At 67.6% G+C, this 16119-nt stretch carries 12 protein-coding genes; 6 read left to right on the forward strand and 6 right to left on the reverse strand.

The features are described from left to right. Nucleotides 1-83 precede the first annotated feature (83 nt). The 4 genes from DSX2_RS09510 to DSX2_RS09525 form a co-directional block, all read right to left on the reverse strand. Nucleotides 84-305, reverse strand: coding sequence for a hypothetical protein (locus DSX2_RS09510; RefSeq protein WP_020880812.1), 222 nt, complete (start codon nucleotides 303-305; stop codon nucleotides 84-86). A gap of 96 nt (nucleotides 306-401) precedes the next feature. Then, a complete protein-coding gene (locus DSX2_RS09515; protein WP_020880813.1) occupies nucleotides 402-1796 on the reverse strand; it encodes a YeiH family protein in 1395 nt (464 codons plus the stop codon). 107 nt (nucleotides 1797-1903) lie between these two features. Continuing rightward, entirely contained in the window at nucleotides 1904-3289 is a 1386-nt protein-coding gene (locus tag DSX2_RS09520; RefSeq protein WP_020880814.1) for a sigma-54 dependent transcriptional regulator, read from the reverse strand. Further along, nucleotides 3286-5718, reverse strand: a complete 2433-nt coding sequence (locus DSX2_RS09525; RefSeq protein WP_020880815.1) for a DUF3365 domain-containing protein — start codon at nucleotides 5716-5718, stop codon at nucleotides 3286-3288. The genes DSX2_RS09520 and DSX2_RS09525 overlap by 4 nt, the downstream gene beginning before the upstream one ends. Nucleotides 5719-6433: 715 nt before the next feature. Between DSX2_RS09525 and DSX2_RS09530 the strand changes: the two genes are divergently transcribed. Continuing rightward, the gene (locus DSX2_RS09530) at nucleotides 6434-8476 is read left to right on the forward strand and encodes a methyl-accepting chemotaxis protein (protein WP_020880816.1); all 2043 of its coding nucleotides are present in this window, start codon (nucleotides 6434-6436) and stop codon (nucleotides 8474-8476) included. 22 nt (nucleotides 8477-8498) lie between these two features. Next, on the forward strand, nucleotides 8499-9002 hold the full coding sequence (locus DSX2_RS09535; protein WP_020880817.1) for a chemotaxis protein CheW: 504 nt from the start codon (nucleotides 8499-8501) through the stop codon (nucleotides 9000-9002). 160 nt (nucleotides 9003-9162) lie between these two features. Here DSX2_RS09535 and DSX2_RS09540 read toward each other — a convergent pair whose 3' ends face one another. Continuing rightward, nucleotides 9163-10935, reverse strand: a complete 1773-nt coding sequence (locus DSX2_RS09540; RefSeq protein ID WP_020880818.1) for a methyl-accepting chemotaxis protein — start codon at nucleotides 10933-10935, stop codon at nucleotides 9163-9165. A 210-nt stretch (nucleotides 10936-11145) separates the two neighbouring features. On the opposite strand from DSX2_RS09540, the gene DSX2_RS18575 reads away from it, so the two are divergent. Continuing rightward, nucleotides 11146-11316: a hypothetical protein gene (locus DSX2_RS18575; RefSeq protein WP_172640021.1), complete on the forward strand. Its 171-nt coding sequence runs from the start codon at nucleotides 11146-11148 to the stop codon at nucleotides 11314-11316. A 182-nt stretch (nucleotides 11317-11498) separates the two neighbouring features. Here the strand turns inward: DSX2_RS18575 and DSX2_RS18700 are convergent, their stop codons facing one another. Continuing rightward, the gene (locus DSX2_RS18700; protein ID WP_020880819.1) at nucleotides 11499-13787 is read right to left on the reverse strand and encodes a PocR ligand-binding domain-containing protein; all 2289 of its coding nucleotides are present in this window, start codon (nucleotides 13785-13787) and stop codon (nucleotides 11499-11501) included. A 47-nt stretch (nucleotides 13788-13834) separates the two neighbouring features. On the opposite strand from DSX2_RS18700, the gene DSX2_RS18295 reads away from it, so the two are divergent. The 3 genes from DSX2_RS18295 (at nucleotide 13835) to DSX2_RS09555 (ending at nucleotide 16097) form a co-directional block, all read left to right on the forward strand. Next, nucleotides 13835-14098, forward strand: coding sequence for a hypothetical protein (locus DSX2_RS18295; protein ID WP_152512901.1), 264 nt, complete (start codon nucleotides 13835-13837; stop codon nucleotides 14096-14098). A 377-nt stretch (nucleotides 14099-14475) separates the two neighbouring features. After that, nucleotides 14476-15516, forward strand: coding sequence for a glycosyltransferase family 2 protein (locus DSX2_RS09550; protein ID WP_020880820.1), 1041 nt, complete (start codon nucleotides 14476-14478; stop codon nucleotides 15514-15516). Beyond that, the gene (locus DSX2_RS09555; protein WP_020880821.1) at nucleotides 15486-16097 is read left to right on the forward strand and encodes a class I SAM-dependent methyltransferase; all 612 of its coding nucleotides are present in this window, start codon (nucleotides 15486-15488) and stop codon (nucleotides 16095-16097) included. Before DSX2_RS09550 ends, DSX2_RS09555 begins: the two co-directional genes overlap by 31 nt. Nucleotides 16098-16119 lie beyond the last annotated feature (22 nt).

Consider the following 16119-nt stretch of genomic DNA (forward strand, 5'->3'; position numbering starts at 1 on the left):
AGGCTCAGCCTGGCGCGGGGAGGGTCCAGGGAGGGGGCGCGCAGCCCCCTTCCTGGCCGCCGGAGGCATCCGCCCGTTCGCCGTCAGGCGGTGACGGGCGATCCGTCGGCCTGCTCGAAGCCGTCGCACCAGTCGTAGGCGGAGAGGTACTCGTCGAGCTTGTCGCAGATGCCGTCGTCCTTGCACACCGAGCCGTAGGCCGAGCCGAGGACCTTCCAGCCCTTGTAGACCGACTCGAGGTATTCGGGCGAGTTGTTGAAGTGGCGGCAGTTCAGGCAGATGTCGTTCTTGTGGACGAGGGACACGGCGCATCCTCCGGAAGTTTGGGGTGAGGCGGAACGGCTGCCGTGCGGCGCCCGCGGGATGGTGCGGGCGCCGCGCGGCGTTTTTTCGGTTCCCGGCTAGTGCGACAGGTTCGTCCAGTAGTGGACGAAGACCATCGAGGACAGGACGAAGCCGAGGATCACGTTGACCACGACGCCGCAGGTGAAGGCCCAGAACGGCTTGGTGCCGGCCGAGGCGAGCTCCTTGAAGCGGGTGGTGAGGCCGATGCTGAAGAAGCAGAAGATGAAGGCCCAGGTGCGCAGGGCCTTGATCGGTCCGATCAGCAGGGGCTTCAGGACGTGGTTGAAGTCCGCGAAGCTGTACTGGCTGGTGATCACGGTCATGAGCACCGAGGCCACGAAGAAGCCGAGCACGAACTTCGGGAAGCGCCACCAGATCTCCTTGGGATCCGGCTTGGTGCCGCTCTTGCGGCCCCAGACCGTGGTGGAGATGATGGCCATGATGAAGGCCCAGATGCCGATCCAGATGTCGCGGCCGACGACCTTCATGAGGGTGAAGCCCCACACCGCGTCCTCCGGGGAGCCCGGGATGCCGCTGACGTGCCCGGCGAGGTTGCCGTAGGCCTGGGCCGCGGCGTAGCCCGCCGCGTCCGCGAACTCGGACGTGCCGACCCAGGCGCCGGTCACGCCGGTGGCCAGGTGCAGGGCGCGGGAGACCAGGGGCAGGAAGAAGATCATGACGATGGCCCAGATGATGACCATGGTGATGGCGATGGGCGCATGCTCCTTCTTGGCGCCCACGGCGCCCGCGATGGCGATGGAGCCGGAGACGCCGCACACGGCGCCGCCCGCGCCCAGCGTGGCGCACAGGCGACGGTCCAGGCCCATCTTTCGGCCCGCCCAGAAGATGACCAGGAAGGTGGTCACGGCGACGATGGAGGCCTGGCCGATGGCCACGGGGCCCGCCCAGGCGATCAGGGTCAGGGGCAGCGTGGCGCCGAGCAGGATGATGCCCACCTTGATGTAGTACTCGACGCGGAAGCCCGTATCCATCCAGCGCGGCAGGCCGGTGAAGTTGGCGATGACCATGCCGATGGCCAGGGCGATGAGGGGCGGCTCGAGGTTGTAGTCGTGCGCCTGGTCCCAGGAGCCGATCATGAAGATCACGATCGAGCAGACGTAGACGAAGGTGAACGAGGGGATGAACTCCCCGACCTTCTTGCCCATGATCTTGAGGCTGACGCTGAAGATGGCCGTCCACAGGACGAACTGCGCCACGTACTGCGTGATGTGGCTGCCGAAGTCGCCCGCCAGCTGGTCGAGCGTGTGCCACTTGGCCGGGGTGACGGCGATCCACTTGAGCGAGCCGCCCGCGAGAAAGAAGGCGTAGGCCGCCAGAATGATGCCCAGGGAGAGCCAGATGGCCCACCAGTCCTCTTTCAGGTACAGTTCCTTCAGGCCGACGGTCTGCCTGCGGGTCGGTTCTTCGACCTTTTCGTTTTCCCCTGACATTCCTTTCCTCCTAGTGCTTATGTTGCTGGTCCGGCGATCGCGTCTGCGCGGCCGCCGGACCTTTCCAGCGCAATTCGTCCCGTTTCCGGGAACGCCAGGGGATCCCGCTACTTGAACTCGTCCGTCGTGATGCCGAACCGGGCCAGCATGTTCTGCACGGCCACGCGCGAGAGGCCGGAGATGCGCGCGGCCTGGGAGACGTTGCCCCCGGCCCGGGCCATGGCCTCGCGGATGTAGTCGCGGGTGAATCCGTCCACCACCTGGCCCTTGGCCTCCTTGAACAAGGGAAGCTCGCCGTCCCTGGCCGCGGGCTCGCCCCCGGCCAGGCGGACGGCGTCCATGGCCACCGTGCCGCTGGTGCCGAACACGGCCAGCCTGCGGATGGTGTTCTGCAGCTCGCGCACGTTGCCGGGCCATTCCCCGGCCGCCAGGTGCCCCAGCACCTCGGGCGAGAGTTCCTTGTCCGGCAGTCCGAGCTCCGCGCAGGCCTTGTGCATGAAGTAGCGGGCCAGCAGGAGCACGTCGCCCTTGCGTTCGCGCAGCGGCGGCAGGTTCAGGGCGAGCACGTTCAGCCGGTGGTAGAGGTCCTCGCGGAAGGTCCGCTGCGCGACCCGGGCGGGGAGGTCCTGGTTGGTGGAGGCGATGACCCGCACGTCCACGCCGCGCGCCCTGTCCGAGCCCACGGGCCTGATCTCGCCTTCCTGCAGCACGCGCAGCAGCTTGGCCTGGGTCTCCAGCGGGATGTCCCCGATCTCGTCCAGCAGGATGGTGCCGGAATCGGCCCGCACGAAGAGCCCGTCGCGGTCCTTGTCCGCGCCGCTGAAGGCCCCCTTGACGTGGCCGAACAGCTCGCTTTCCAGCAGGTTCTCGGGAATCGCCGTGCAGTTCACGGCGACGAAGGGCTTGTCCGCCCTGCGGCTCAGGTCGCGGACCATGGAGGCCACGAGCTCCTTGCCGGTGCCGGACTCGCCCATGATGAGCACGGTGTATTCGGTCTGCGCGGCCGCGGCGATGGTCTTGCGCAGCTGCTCCATGGCCGGGCTCTCGCCGATGAGATGCTCCTTGCGGCGCTCGAGCTGGTCGCGCAGGTCGCGGTTCTCGGTGAGCAGGCGGCTGCGCTCCAGCCCCTTGGCCACCACCCTGAACAGGGTCTCCGGCTCGATGGGCTTGGTCAGGAAGTCGTAGGCCCCGGCCTTCAGCGCCTCCACCGCGATCTCGATGGAGCCGTGGGCGGTGAGCACCACGGCGGAGAGGAACGGCGCGCGGCGCAGCGCCGCGTCGAGCAGCGCCATGCCGTTCATGCCGGGCATCTGCAGGTCGGTGATCAGGAGGTTCACGCGGCCGCGCCTGAGGGCGACCGCGGCCTGCTCGCCGGACGTGGCCACCTGGACCCGGACGTCGGGGAACTCGCCCTCCACGAGCCTCTTGAGCCCCCTGGCGAAGTCGGCCTCGTCGTCCACGATGAGGATGTGCATGGCGGCGGCATCGCTCATGACGCGCCTCCCGGGGCGGCGGGGAAGCGCAGGGTGAAGACCGCGCCGCCGTCCTTGCCGTTTTCGGCCGTCACCGAGCCGCCGAGCTCGCCCATGAGCCCGAAGACGATGGACAGCCCGAGCCCCGAGCCCTTGTTCACTTCCTTGGTCGTGTAGAAGGGGTCGAAGATGTACTGGCGGTCCTCGTCGGCGATGCCGGGGCCGTCGTCGGCCACGCGCACCACGGCCTCGCGGGCCGCGGCGTCGTGCGAGACCGAGATGCGCACCCGGCCGCCCGGCTCGGGCAGCGCGTCCAGGGCGTTGATGATCAGGTTGGTCATGATGTGCTCGATGGCCTGCGAGTCGGCCGCCACGGGCGGAACGTCGCCGTCGGACTCGACCGAGATGGCGGCGCCCTGCCGCTCCGCCTGCACGCGGAAGACGTCCGCGATGGAGCGCACGGCCCGGGCCAGGTCCACGGCCTGGTCGGTGGAGGCCTTGGGCCTGGCGAAGGAGAGGAGGTCCTTCAGCACGTGCTGGGCCTGGCGCGTGTGCTTGAGGATGACCTCCACGTCCTCGCCCAGCTGGCCCTCGGGCACGGCCTTCTTCAGCAGCTCGGCGTAGCAGAGGATGACGCCCAGGGGATTGTTGATCTCGTGGGCCAGGCCCGAGGCCAGCTTGCCCACGGTGGCCATCTTCTCGGAGTGGGTCATGTGGGCCAGGAGGCGTTTTTGCTGCGTGGTCTCGTGCACGTAGACCACGGCCTGCCCGCTCTGCGACGGCCCGGCCGGGTAGACCGGGTAGATGCTCAGGGCGAAGGAGCGGCCGTTCGCCAGCGAGACCTCGCGCGAGATGACCTCGTTCAGCCTGATGGACTTCGCGATGTCGCAGTCCTTGTGCCCGGCGCCCGCCTCGCACAGCAGGCCGATGACGTTGCCGTCGCCGGTCACGCCGCCGGAGAGGTCCATGCTCAGCCGCCTGGCCGCCTCGTTGGCCACCACCGGGGAGCCGGAGGTGTCGGTCAGCAGCAGGGGCTCGGTGATGCCCTCGAAGATGGCGCGCAGGTTGGCGCTGTGGCGGACGATGGACTCCAGCGCCATGATGTTGTCGGCGGCCAGCCCCAGCTGGCGGCCGATGGCCTGCAGCACGGCCCGGTCCTGCTCCTCGAAGTCGCGGCCCGGCTTGCGGTACAGGCAGAGCAGCCCCTCGGCCGTGCCCTGGGTGGACTCCACCGGGATGAACGCCCGGTCGCCCTCTATGCGCGCCGTGGAGCCGGTCAGCAGGTCGATCCAGTCCGGCGGGAGGTCGCCCGCCTCGGCCGATTCGGGCCAGGCGTAGTGGCGGTTGGAGAAGAAGGTGCAGACGTAGGCCGCCCGCTCCAGGTCGAAGCGCTCGGCGATGAGGGGCAGGGTGGCCTGCCACAGCTCGGGGCGCGAGCCGCTGCGGTTCGCCCCGGCCAGGAGCTGCACGAACATCCGCACGTCCTCGGCGCGGGCGTGGGCCTGGTCGGCCAGCTCGCGGGTGCGCTCCTCCACCATGGCCTCGAGGTTCGTGGCGTAGCCCTGGATCTGCTGGCGCGTCTCGTAGAGATAGTCGCTCAGCTTGTCGATGCCCGCGAGCATCTCGCCGATCTCGTCGCCCTGCTCGACCTCGCGCACCAGGGCCGCGCCCTTGTCGTCGCTGAAGTTGCGGCGGAAGCTGGTGGTCAGCAGGCGGATGTTGTTGGCCACGATGCGCTTGAAGATCACGTTGGTGGCCGCGAAGTAGAGCAGCGCCCCCAGGGCGAAGAGCAGCAGGTAGGTCCAGATGGCGTTCTGGACGCGCGCCACCGAGGCGTCCACCGGCAGCCCCACGAAGTCCACGCCGCCGATGGAGTTCTCGGCATGGTGGAACCCCCGGTCGCCGTACAGCGCGATGAGCTCGGGAGGCGCGTCGCCGATCTCGCCGTGGCAGCGCAGGCAGCTCTGCTGATAGACCACCGGCCGCGCCATGACGAAGTGCCTGACCCCGCCGATCGTCTTGTAGCCCTGCCAGAGGTGCAGGGCCGGGTCCTTGCGGAAGGTCTCGATCAGCCCGCGCTCCAGGGCGTCGGCCTCGTACCTGGGATTGCGCGCGCCGATGGCCACCCGGCGGTAGAGCAGGTTGGTGTGGCTCTCGTCGGCCATGTCGTTCATGACGATGCGCGAGATGTAGGAGGAGGACATGGCCTCGATGATGAAGGTGTCCGGCAGGGCCTCGTACATGCGGGGCCGCAGTATGCGGCGCTCGTAGCGCTGCACGGAGTCCACCTGGGCCAGGACCATGGCCGCCTTGTCCCGCACCTCGTTCTCGAGCACCCGGCGCACGTGGTAGGAGAACCCGGCGAAGAGCAGGCCGCCGATGATGACCGAGGCCGCGAGCAGGCCGACGAGAAACCGGCTTTGCAGGGAGTATGGCCTTGGGAGCTTCATGCGTCCCTCCGCCGGCTGCCGGCAATGGTGCGGCCCACGCCGCGGGCCGTCCTGCGGGAATCTCCTCCCCGCGGGCCGGTTCCCGGCGAAAGCCTCGTTCTTCTGAATTCCACCATTTCCCTGGCGATCCTTTCCGGAATGACCCTGCGATCCGTATCCAGCCGTCCGTTCACGCCCCGCCTGGGCCGCGCTCGGCGTGTCCCTGCACGGGGAGCCGACCGCGCCGGGCGGTTCGGCTCCCTCGTGCCGCGCACCAAAAGCAAGGGACGGGCCAGTTTTCGGATCGGGTCACATCATCCCGGTTTTAAAAGTGATTTCTTTCTTGAAGCGGCGGGGTGTGCAAAGTCCACTTTGCAGTTGCGAAAGCGCGCTTGTCAATCCGGACGGCAGGAGGGGGAGGGCGGGCAGGGCGGCGGGTCTGCCGGTCCCCACCGGGCGGTCGCGGCGCGGGCCGCCCGCGCCGGGCCGGGGGCGTGCGCGTCCCTTCCGGGAAGGGCCGCCGCGCCTCCGTCCTGGGCCGGGAACCTCCGGTCTGCATCCGGGACGGGAGTCCAGGCGCGGAAGCGTTCGAGGAGATGTTTCAAGAAAAGCGCTGGATGGAAAAACGAGCTTATATTTTCGTGCCGCTTCCTGGCATTACGTTCGTCTATGCCCTAGTGTCTGTCTATCACCACCTGTTTGCATGAACAGTTTATCAAGTAAACCTGGGGGCATCATGAAAAATCTCAAGCTGGGAACAAAGATGGGGCTCGGCTTCGGCCTGCTCATCATCATCGCGTGCACGCTCGGCGGGCTGGCCGTGTACAACATGCGCGGCGTCAGCAAGGACGCCGACCGCCTCGACCGGGAGTACGTGCCCGAGGTGGCCAAGGCCAACATGCTCGAGCGGACGTCCCTGGCCACCATGCTCGAGATGCGCACGTACACCTACACCGGCGACCAGTCGTCCCTGCAGGCGCTGCGCCAGGACCTCGGACAGGTCAAGGAGGCCTTGCGCCAGGCCGATGCTCACGCGCAGGCCTTCCCGGATCTGACGACCCTGCGCGAGAACGTGGCCAAGGCCAAGGAGAAGGTGGCGCAATACGAGTCCTTGACCGACCAGACAGTGGCCGTGCAGGACGCCATCGACCAGATCCACCACAAGCTCGATGCGGCCGCCGTGCAGTACATGCAGAACTGCGCGACCTTCCTGAACGATCAGAACACCAGCATGAAGCAGGAGATACAGGGCAAGGCGTCCGCCCAATCCCTGGACGAGCGGCAGCAGAAGATCACCTGGGTCAATCAGATCATCGACGCGGGCAACGACACGCGGGTCAGGAACTTCAAGGCCCAGGCGTTCCGCAGCAAGGAGATGCTCAAGACCGCCCTGGGCAATTTCCCCAAGATCGAGGAGCTCCTGGCCGAGCTGCGCACGGTCACGCACAGGGAGAGCAACCTGCGGCAGATCGAGCTGACCAAGAAGGCGGCCGGGGACTACAAGGCGGCCATGACCGATCTTCTGGACGCCTGGGACCGCTCGGACGAGATCGCGGTCAGGCGCGGCAAGGCCGCGGACGAAGTCCTGGCGGCCTGCCGCGAGACGGCGGACGCGGGCATGGAGCACACGAACAAGATCGCGCACGAGTCGGCGGGCGCTCTCACGGCCGCCTCCTCGGTCATGGTCAGCGGCCTGGCCGTGGCGCTGCTCCTGGGCATCGGTCTGGCCGTCTATCTGACGCGCTCCATCACCCGGCCGGTGATCAAGGGCGTGGACTTCGCCAAGGCCATGGCCGAGGGCGACTTCAGCAAGCGCCTGGACATCGACCAGAAGGACGAGGTGGGCATCCTGGCCAAGGCGCTCAACGACATGGTCGAACGCGTCGGGCAGGTGGTTTCCGAGGTGAGCGGCGGGGCCGAGAACGTGGCCTCGGGCAGCCAGGAGCTCTCCGCCTCCTCCGAGACCCTTTCCCAGGGCGCCACGGAGCAGGCCGCCAGCGTGGAGGAGATCTCCTCGTCCATGGAGGAGATGGCCTCCAACATCCGCCAGAACGCCGAGAACGCCCGGCAGACCGAGAAGATCGCCCTGCAGTCCGCGCGCGACGCGGAGGAGGGGGGCCAGGCCGTGGGGGCGACCGTGTCGGCCATGAAGGAGATCGCGGAGAAGATCACCATCATCGAGGAGATCGCCCGGCAGACCAACCTCCTGGCGCTCAACGCGGCCATCGAGGCGGCGCGGGCCGGTGAGCACGGCAAGGGCTTCGCCGTGGTCGCGGCCGAGGTGCGCAAGCTTGCCGAACGCAGCGGCCAGGCCGCGGGGGAGATCAGCGAGCTCTCCGGCCGCAGCGTGGAGGTGGCCGAGAAGGCCGGAGAAATGCTGAACAGGATGGTCCCCGACATCAAGCGCACCGCGGACCTCGTGCAGGAGATCGCCGCCGCGAGCGCCGAGCAGGACTCGGGGGCGGAGCAGATCAACAAGGCCGTGCAGCAGCTCGACAAGGTCGTGCAGCAGAACGCCTCGGGCGCCGAGGAGATGGCCTCGACCTCCGAAGAGCTCTCCAGCCAGGCCGAGCAGCTGCAGGGGACCATGGGCTTCTTCCGCATCGACACGAAGGAAGGGCAGACCCGGCGCCCGCGGAAGAAGGCCATGATCGCGCACCCCGCGCCGCACGGGAAGCTCGCCCCCGCGACGCATGCCTCCACCCCCCCCGCCAAGTCCGCCGGATTGGCCCTGGACATGGGGGCGGGGGTCGGAGACGACGAATTCGAGAAGTTCTAGGCGGAATAAAGGAGAGCCGGTCATGGAAAGCGAAATGCGGTCAGGACAGTTCCTGACGTTCGTATTGGACGAGGAAAACTACGCCTTGCCGATCTCGGTAGTGCGCGAGGTGCTGGAATACACGAACATCACCCGGGTGCCCCGCACCCCCGCCGCCATGCGGGGGGTCATCAACCTGCGCGGGCACGCCGTGGCCGTGGTCGACATGCGGCTCAAGCTGGGCTTGAACGAAACCGATCCGACCGTGAGCACCTGCATCATCATCACCGAAACGGACATGGGCGACGGACCCGTGATCCTCGGGGCGCTGGTGGACGCCGTGCGCGAAGTGGTGGATATCGAGGCCGCGTCCGTGGAGCCCGCCCCCAAGATGGGGCTGGACGTCGACACCACGTACCTGAAGGGCATGGCGCAGCAGGAGGATGGGTTCGTCATGATCCTCGACGTGGACAACATATTCACGGCCGAGGATCTGCTCTCCCTCTCCTGCCGGGAACCGGCCGAGTGCGAGGCCGCCACGGCCTAGCCTCCGGTCCGGCGCCTTTTCCCACGGGCCCCCTTCCCGCCTCCGGGAAGGGGGCCCTCCTCTTTGCGGGGCCGCGCCCTCCGGGACGAAAAAAACGGCGCCCCTCCTTCGGGGGAGGGGCGCCGCTGTCCGGCATGGGCGGGGCGAGGCCGCTGCGCGGCTATTGCCCGGCGTCTTCCCGCAGCCTGGCGATGAGCCTCTGCAGGGCGTTGGCCTGGGCCGCCAGGTCGCTCACGGCGTGGGCCGACTGGGCCATGGCCTGCGCGGTCTCGGCCGAGATGCGGTTCACGTCCTCGATGCTGCGGTTGATCTCCTCGCTCGCGGCCGACTGCTCCTCGGACGCCGTGGCGATGGAGCGGACCTGGTCCGCCGCCTGGTCCACCAGATCCACGATGCGCTGCAGGGACTCGCCCGACTGGTTGGCGCGGGTCGTGGCGTCCTCGATGGCCTTGGCGGAATTGTCCACGTTCTGGATGTTCTTGCGGGTGCTCTGCTGGATGCCGGAGATGGCCTCGCCCACCTCCTTGGTGGCGGCCATGGTCTTCTCGGCCAGCTTGCGCACCTCGTCGGCCACCACGGCGAAGCCGCGGCCCGCGTCGCCCGCCCGGGCGGCCTCGATGGCGGCGTTCAGCGCCAGGAGGTTGGTCTGGTCCGCGATGTCCGTGATGACGTTCATGATCCGGCCGATGCCCTCGGCCTGCCGCCCGAGCGCCCCCATGTCCTCTCGCATCTCCTGGGCCTGGCTCTTGACCGTGTCCATGCCCTGCACGACGTCGTTCACGATCCGGGCGCCGTCCTCGGCGTTGTGCTTGGCGCTGTCCGCGGTCTCTGCGGCCTGGCCCGCGTTGCGCGCCACCTCGAGGACCGTGGCGTTCATCTCCTCCATGGCCGTGGCCGTCTCCGCCACGCGGCGGGACTGCTCCTCCGAGCCGCGGCTGGATTCGTCGATCTGGGCGGAAATCTCGGAGGATGCCGTGGACACCCTGGCCACGATGTCCTGCAGCTGGTCGGCCGCGCTGAGTATGCCTTCCTTGCGGGCGACCTCGGCCTTCGCCTGGGCCTCCTGGGTGGCCTGCAGAGCCTCGGACGCCTGGCGGGCCTTGTCCTCGGCGATCCGGGACTGCCTGCCCACCTCCTCCATGTTCCCCTTCAGCTGGGCGAGCATATCCCGGAACGCCTTGGCCAGGATTCCGTTCTCGTCCTTCTGGTCCACGTCGAGCGTTGCGTTGTAGTCGCCCTTGCCGATGCGCCGGGCGAAGTCCATCATCCTGCGCAGGGGCGTGGTGATGTTGCGCGAGAGGACGAAGGTGACGAAGGCGCCGAGCACGGCGCTGCCCACGGTGATGGCGATGAGTATGAGCACCAGGGTCTTGAAGGAGGCCTGCGACGCCTTGTCCTTGCCCTCGGCGAGCCTGTTCACGATCTCGGTGAGCTCGTTGAGGTTCTCGCGCATGGCGCCGAAGCGCTTCTTGGCCTCGCCCAGGGAGAGCTCCTTGGCGGCCTCCGTGTCGCCCTTCTCGCGCAGCTCGATGACCTTGCGGGAGACGGGTTCCCACGTCGCGCGGTCCCTGAAGTACTGGTCGACGTATTTCTTGGTCTCCGGGCTGGGCTCGGCCTCGTAGAACTTCTTCACCCGGGTGTCGGCCTGCCCGATGTTCTCCGTGTATTCCTGCATCAGGTCGGCGTAGGCCTTGCTGCCCGGCTGCGCGAAGATCATGGAGCGCTCGGCGATGAGCATCTGGTGGAGGTCCCTGTCGGCCTCGAGGAGGAGGGAGGCGCCCTTGAAGTCGTGCTCGAAGACGTCGGTGAGCTGCGACTGGAGGTACTCGGCGCTGTAATAGGCCACGAGCCCCATCGTGCTGAGCAGGAGGATGTTCAGGATCAGAATGAAGCCGAGTTTCCTGGAAATCTTGATGTCGCCCAGAGCGCTCATGCCATACCTCTCCTCGATGTTAAGTTTTTCCCCCTGGAAAACGTCAACTCATAATAGGTGTTCCTGGATAATCCACTCTTCGAAACCTCCTGAAGAAACTGCTGGAATGGCCCTTCACTGCGTCTCTGTCCTCGTGAAGATCCTGTACTGTCCACTCGTTGCAGGAAAAATTCCAGCTTATTGGACGCGAATCTCCATGCAGAGGCATGCATGACAAAGCAGAAGGCCGACTATTTGACCGTTTACCAGACGGCATCTGGAGATGCAATCCTCCTCGAAGCGCTTGAGCAGGCCGCATCGTCCTCTCATGGCGCAGATTCCAGCATGATTATTCTTCTCGACACGCGAAAAGACGTCTTCTGTTCGGCTGAAGGCACGTGAAGTGCCGTGGACAATCCCTGCAATATATCATCAGGGAGAAAATTTATGCATTGAAAGCATCATCTTATCTCGTCCAAAGAGCGCTGTTCCATGGGTTCTCGCCCCTGATGCTGCGCTCCTGCGTCACTTTGCCGCGCAAAGGCCGGAGAGGGGCGTCCCCGGCCTCGGGAGGCCCCGGACGTCTAGCGCGGTCCGTGCAGGAGCCGGGAGATGGTCTTGTCGAGCACGGCGCGGTCGATGGGCTTGGCGATGAAGGCGTCCATGCCCGCGGCGAGGAATTTTTCCTTGTCGCCGTTCATGGCGTAGGCGGTGAGGGCGACGATGGGGATGCGGGCGAGACGGCCGAGGGCTTTCGATTCGCGGATGGCGCGGGTGGCTTCGAGACCGTCCATGACGGGCATCTGCACGTCCATGAGGATGAGGTCGAAGTCTTCGGCCGCGACGCGGTCCAGGGCCTCCTGGCCGTCGCGCGCCTCGGCCGTGGCGTAGCCGGATTTCTCGAGCATCCATTTGACGGACGCGAGGCTGACCTCGTCGTCCTCGGCCACGAGGATGCGCGCGGGCCTGCCCGTGGGCGCGGACACCGCCGCGGAGGAGCGCTCCCGGGCGCCCTGGGGGGGACAGGCGTCCGGAGGGAGGCCGAGCGTGAGGGCGAGGTAGGCCGTGGTGCCGTCGCCCGGCGCGCTGTCGATGGCCAGCTCGCCGTCCATGAGGCGGACGAGCTTGCGCACGATGGACAGCCCGAGCCCGGCGCCCTGGAAGCTGCGGGTGTAGTCGGCCTCGGCCTGGGCGAAGGGCTCGAACATGTCGGCGTAGAACTCGTCCGGGATGCCGATGCCCGTGTCGTCCACGCTGAGCAGGACGCGCACGCGGCCGGACGCGGGCGCGGGCCGGGCGCTCACGGTCACGCGCACGCCGCCCTGCTCGGTGAACTTGATGGAGTTGCCCACGAGGTTGAAGAGGATCTGCTGCAGGCGCGCCTCGTCGCCGACGAGCTTCCCGGGCACGCTGTCCGAGATGTCGAAGGCGAGGGAGAGCCCCTTGTCCCGGGCCGTGGGCAGGAAGAGCTCGAAGATGGAATCGCGCAGGCTTGCGACGTCGAAGAGGGTCTCGGCGAGCTCCATCCTGCCCGCCTCGATGCGCGCGATGTCGAGGATGTCGGCGAGCAGGCGGGTCAGGCGGTTGGTGGAGCGCACGGCCAGGAGCAGGAACTCCTTCTGCTCCTCGCTGGGGTCGGTGGTCTGCAGCAGCTGGAGCATGCCCAGAACGCCGTTCAGCGGAGTGCGGATCTCGTGGCTCATGTTGGCCAGGAATTCGGACTTGGCGCGGTTGGCGGCCTCTGCCTTGTCCCGCATCTCGATGAGCTGCGCCTCCACGCGCTTGCGCTCGAAGATGAAGCGGGCCTGCTGCACGTTCTGGTAGGCGATGGTGGAGAGCTGGCGCGCCAGGGTGAACAGGGCCCGGGCCACGTCCTCGAAGCGCTCGCGGGACATGGCGGGCACCTCGTGCAGGGCGGCCACGGCCTCGTCCTCCTCGATGCCGATCGCGCGGGCGTATCCGCGCATCGTGTCGTCGGTCTGGGTCGCGTCGCGCACCTGGCCTATGAGCCAGTTGGCGACGTGGCGCCCGCCGACCGAGATGCCCGCCCCGGCGTCCCACAGGCCGCCGCTCAGGCAGGTGCAGACGGTCGGTCCCTCGGTGCACAGGCGGCCGAGGACGGCGTCGGACTTGAAGCAGTTGGCGAGCCCCTGCTTCGTGCCGCGGATCAGGGTGCACAGGCGGCAGAAGCCGCTGGGCGCGGTGATGGGCGTGCCGTCCGGCATGGTGATGATGGAGGCCACGCCGGTGGCCCGGGAGAACTCGTCCTGCAGGCGCTGGATGTCCTCGAGGTTGAACAGGTCCCGGAAGGTGATGCCCGCGGCGTCGTCCAGCGGCCGGGTCAGGGCCGTCATGCGCTCCTCGAGCTCGGTGGTCGCGGTGATGTCGTGGGCGATGCCGAGCACGCCGATGAGGGTGCCCCGCGCGTCGTGCATGGGGGTCTTGATGGTCCGGAAGAGGCCGCGGTAGCCGCCGGTGGCGAAGGTGAGCCACTCCTTGTTGGTCAGGGACTTCCCGGCCAGCAGGGCCCGGCGGTCGTTCTCCCGGAAGGAGTCGGCCACCGCTTTGGAGACGAAGTCGTAGTCGGTCCTGCCGACGATCTTGGCCTCGGCGGCCCCGAAATAGCGCTCGAAGGCGGCGTTGCAGGCCAGGTAGACCCCTTCCGGGTCCTTGAGCCAGACGAGGTCGGGGATGGTGTGCACGAGGCAGCGCAGGTAGTCGGCGGAGTGCGCGACCCCCGCCGGTGCGGGCGACTCCTGCGGCGCGCCGCCGCTTCCCGCGGCAGCGCGGCCGGACTCGAGCTCCCGGATGCGCCGCCTGGCCGCCTCGAGCTCGGCGCGCAGTTCTTCCCTGGTCTTCTCGCCGTCCGCCATGAGTCTCTCGTATCGGTGAACGAATATCACACGAATAGCGCAGCAAGGTGAAATTCGTCAATGCGGCGGGCGGCAGGGCGGGGCGCGCCGACTTCCGCCGCTGGAGCGACGGGCGGCCGGGACAGGGGGTGACTGCGGGTATGCGCTGGATTGTCGACCTGTTTGCTGAACAAAAGAATCCATGGAAGACGTTGGGCAACTGCGGCATGGGCGTCTCGGGATCATTGAAAGAACATGATTTTCCTGATCAGCGTGGTTTGGAAGCCGTTCCGGCAATGAATTTGTTGCTCAAGATGCTCTGGTGGTGCTAGGGGGAGGCTGGAAGTGGAAAACCCACGCCGCGCTCGCGAGCACGCCGTTGATTGCCGTACCGACCGCTGCGCCGACTGCTGAACCGATCGCCGCGCCCCGCGCCTGTTCAGGTACCTGCGCCGCCCCGGTATTCGTTCCGGCATTCAGCCCGGCTGCCGTGCGGGCTCCCCGCCTTCCGGCCCCGGCCGGGGAGGGGGCGCAGGCGCGTCGCGCCGGTCCCGCGGGGGGCGGTACCCCGGGGCCCGGTGCAAAGAGCGGCGAGGGACTTCCGTTCGCAGGAGGAGGGAGGCGCGGGCCGGAAGGCCGCGCCGCGCGAGCGAGGAGGGCCTTGACGGCAGAACGTCTGCCGAGCGCACAGCAATCCGCGAAGGTGGCCATGAAGCTCATCATTCAGATCCCGTGTCTCAATGAGGAGAAGACCCTTCCCGCCACGCTGGCCGATCTGCCCACGGAGATCGACGGGGTGGACGAGATCGAGGTGCTGATCATCGACGACGGCTCCACGGACAGGACCGTGGAGGTCGCGAGGCAGCACGGCGTGCGGCACATCGTGCAGAACAAGCGCAACATCGGGCTGGCGCGCAGCTTCCGCGAGGGCCTGGACTACTGCCTGCGGCACGGCGCGGACATCATCGTGAACACGGACGGCGACAACCAGTACGCCGGGTGGGACATCCCCCGCCTCATCGAGCCCATCCTGCAGGGCAGGGCGCAGATCGTGGTGGGGGACCGGCAGACCGGGAAGATCTGCCATTTCTCGGGCTGCAAGAAGCTGTTGCAGCGCGCGGGCAGCTGCATGGTCCGCTGCCTCTCGGACGTGGACATCCCGGACGCGGTCAGCGGATTTCGGGCCATATCGCGCGAGGCCGCGCTCAAGATCAACATCGTCTCGCCCTTCAGCTACACCACGGAGATGCTCATCCAGGCGGGCAAGAAGCACCTCGCCGTGGCCTCGGTCCCGGTGGACACCAACCCGAAGCTTCGGGAGTCGCGCCTCTTCACCAGCATCCCCGGCTTCATCAAGAAGCAGCTCTCCACCATGGTGCGCATGTACGCCATGTACCAGCCGCTCAGGGTCTGCTTCTACATCGGCACGGTCCTTCTGCTCATCGGCCTCGTGCCCATCGCCCGCTTCCTGTTCATGTACTTCACCGGCTCGGGCGAAGGGCACATCCAGTCCCTCGTGCTCGGCGGGGCCTTCATGGTCCTCGGCATGGTGGCCTACATGTTCGGGATCATCGCGGACATCGTGAACTTCAACCGGCAGCTGATGGAGATGACCCTGGAGAAGGTCCGCAGGATCGAGTTGGGAGAAGCGCTGCAGCCCGCCGCGGGTCCCGCTGCGCCCACCGCCCCCGAACGGGAAGGGAAGAGGAAGATCAGCAGATGGAATATTCCAAGGAAGACGGCGTCGTAATAGGCAACGTCGACGACAAGTACGGCTCGCGAAATCCCGTCGCCCGGATGCTCATGGACGGCTTCCTGGCCGCCTTCGACGAGCTCGTGGGGATGTGCGGGGCCTCGGAGGTCTTCGAGATCGGCTGCGGGGAGGGCCACCTGGCCGCGCGCATGGCGAGAAAGGGCATGCGCGTGCGGGCAGGCGACTTCTCCACCGCGATCATCGCCGAGGCCAGGGCCCGGAACGGGGGCTCGGGCGCGCACTTCTGCGTGAAGAGCATCTACGACCTCACGCCCGAGGACGCCGCCCCCCTCATCGTCTGCTGCGAGGTCCTGGAGCACCTGGAGGAGCCGGACGAGGCCCTGGCCGCGCTCGCGCGCGCGGCTTCGCAGTGGTGCCTGCTGAGCGTGCCGCGCGAGCCCCTGTGGCGGGTGCTGAACATGGCGCGCGGCAAGTACCTCGGGGACCTCGGCAACACCCCGGGCCACGTGCAGCACTGGGGCCGGGGCGGCTTCCTGCGCCTGCTGGCGCGGCATTTCGACGTCGTGGCCGTGCGTTCGCCCCTTCCCTGGTCCATGGCCCTGTGCCGCGCGCAATGAGCAGGCGGCAGGGGGCGGCGCG

It is taken from the genome of Desulfovibrio sp. X2 (assembly GCF_000422205.1).
In the GTDB taxonomy this organism is placed as follows: domain Bacteria; phylum Desulfobacterota; class Desulfovibrionia; order Desulfovibrionales; family Desulfovibrionaceae; genus Alkalidesulfovibrio.

What these genes read in the sequence shown, in the direction of transcription:
- DSX2_RS09540 (WP_020880818.1), bottom strand. Translation starts at nt 10,935, where the DNA reads ATGAGCGCTCTGGGCGACATCAAGATTTCCAGGAAACTCGGCTTCATT.
- DSX2_RS09525 (WP_020880815.1), bottom strand. Translation starts at nt 5,718, where the DNA reads ATGAAGCTCCCAAGGCCATACTCCCTGCAAAGCCGGTTTCTCGTCGGC.
- DSX2_RS09555 (WP_020880821.1), top strand. Translation starts at nt 15,486, where the DNA reads ATGGAATATTCCAAGGAAGACGGCGTCGTAATAGGCAACGTCGACGAC.
- DSX2_RS09550 (WP_020880820.1), top strand. Translation starts at nt 14,476, where the DNA reads ATGAAGCTCATCATTCAGATCCCGTGTCTCAATGAGGAGAAGACCCTT.
- DSX2_RS09515 (WP_020880813.1), bottom strand. Translation starts at nt 1,796, where the DNA reads ATGTCAGGGGAAAACGAAAAGGTCGAAGAACCGACCCGCAGGCAGACC.
- DSX2_RS09530 (WP_020880816.1), top strand. Translation starts at nt 6,434, where the DNA reads ATGAAAAATCTCAAGCTGGGAACAAAGATGGGGCTCGGCTTCGGCCTG.
- DSX2_RS09535 (WP_020880817.1), top strand. Translation starts at nt 8,499, where the DNA reads ATGGAAAGCGAAATGCGGTCAGGACAGTTCCTGACGTTCGTATTGGAC.
- DSX2_RS09520 (WP_020880814.1), bottom strand. Translation starts at nt 3,289, where the DNA reads ATGAGCGATGCCGCCGCCATGCACATCCTCATCGTGGACGACGAGGCC.
- DSX2_RS18575 (WP_172640021.1), top strand. Translation starts at nt 11,146, where the DNA reads ATGACAAAGCAGAAGGCCGACTATTTGACCGTTTACCAGACGGCATCT.
- DSX2_RS18700 (WP_020880819.1), bottom strand. Translation starts at nt 13,787, where the DNA reads ATGGCGGACGGCGAGAAGACCAGGGAAGAACTGCGCGCCGAGCTCGAG.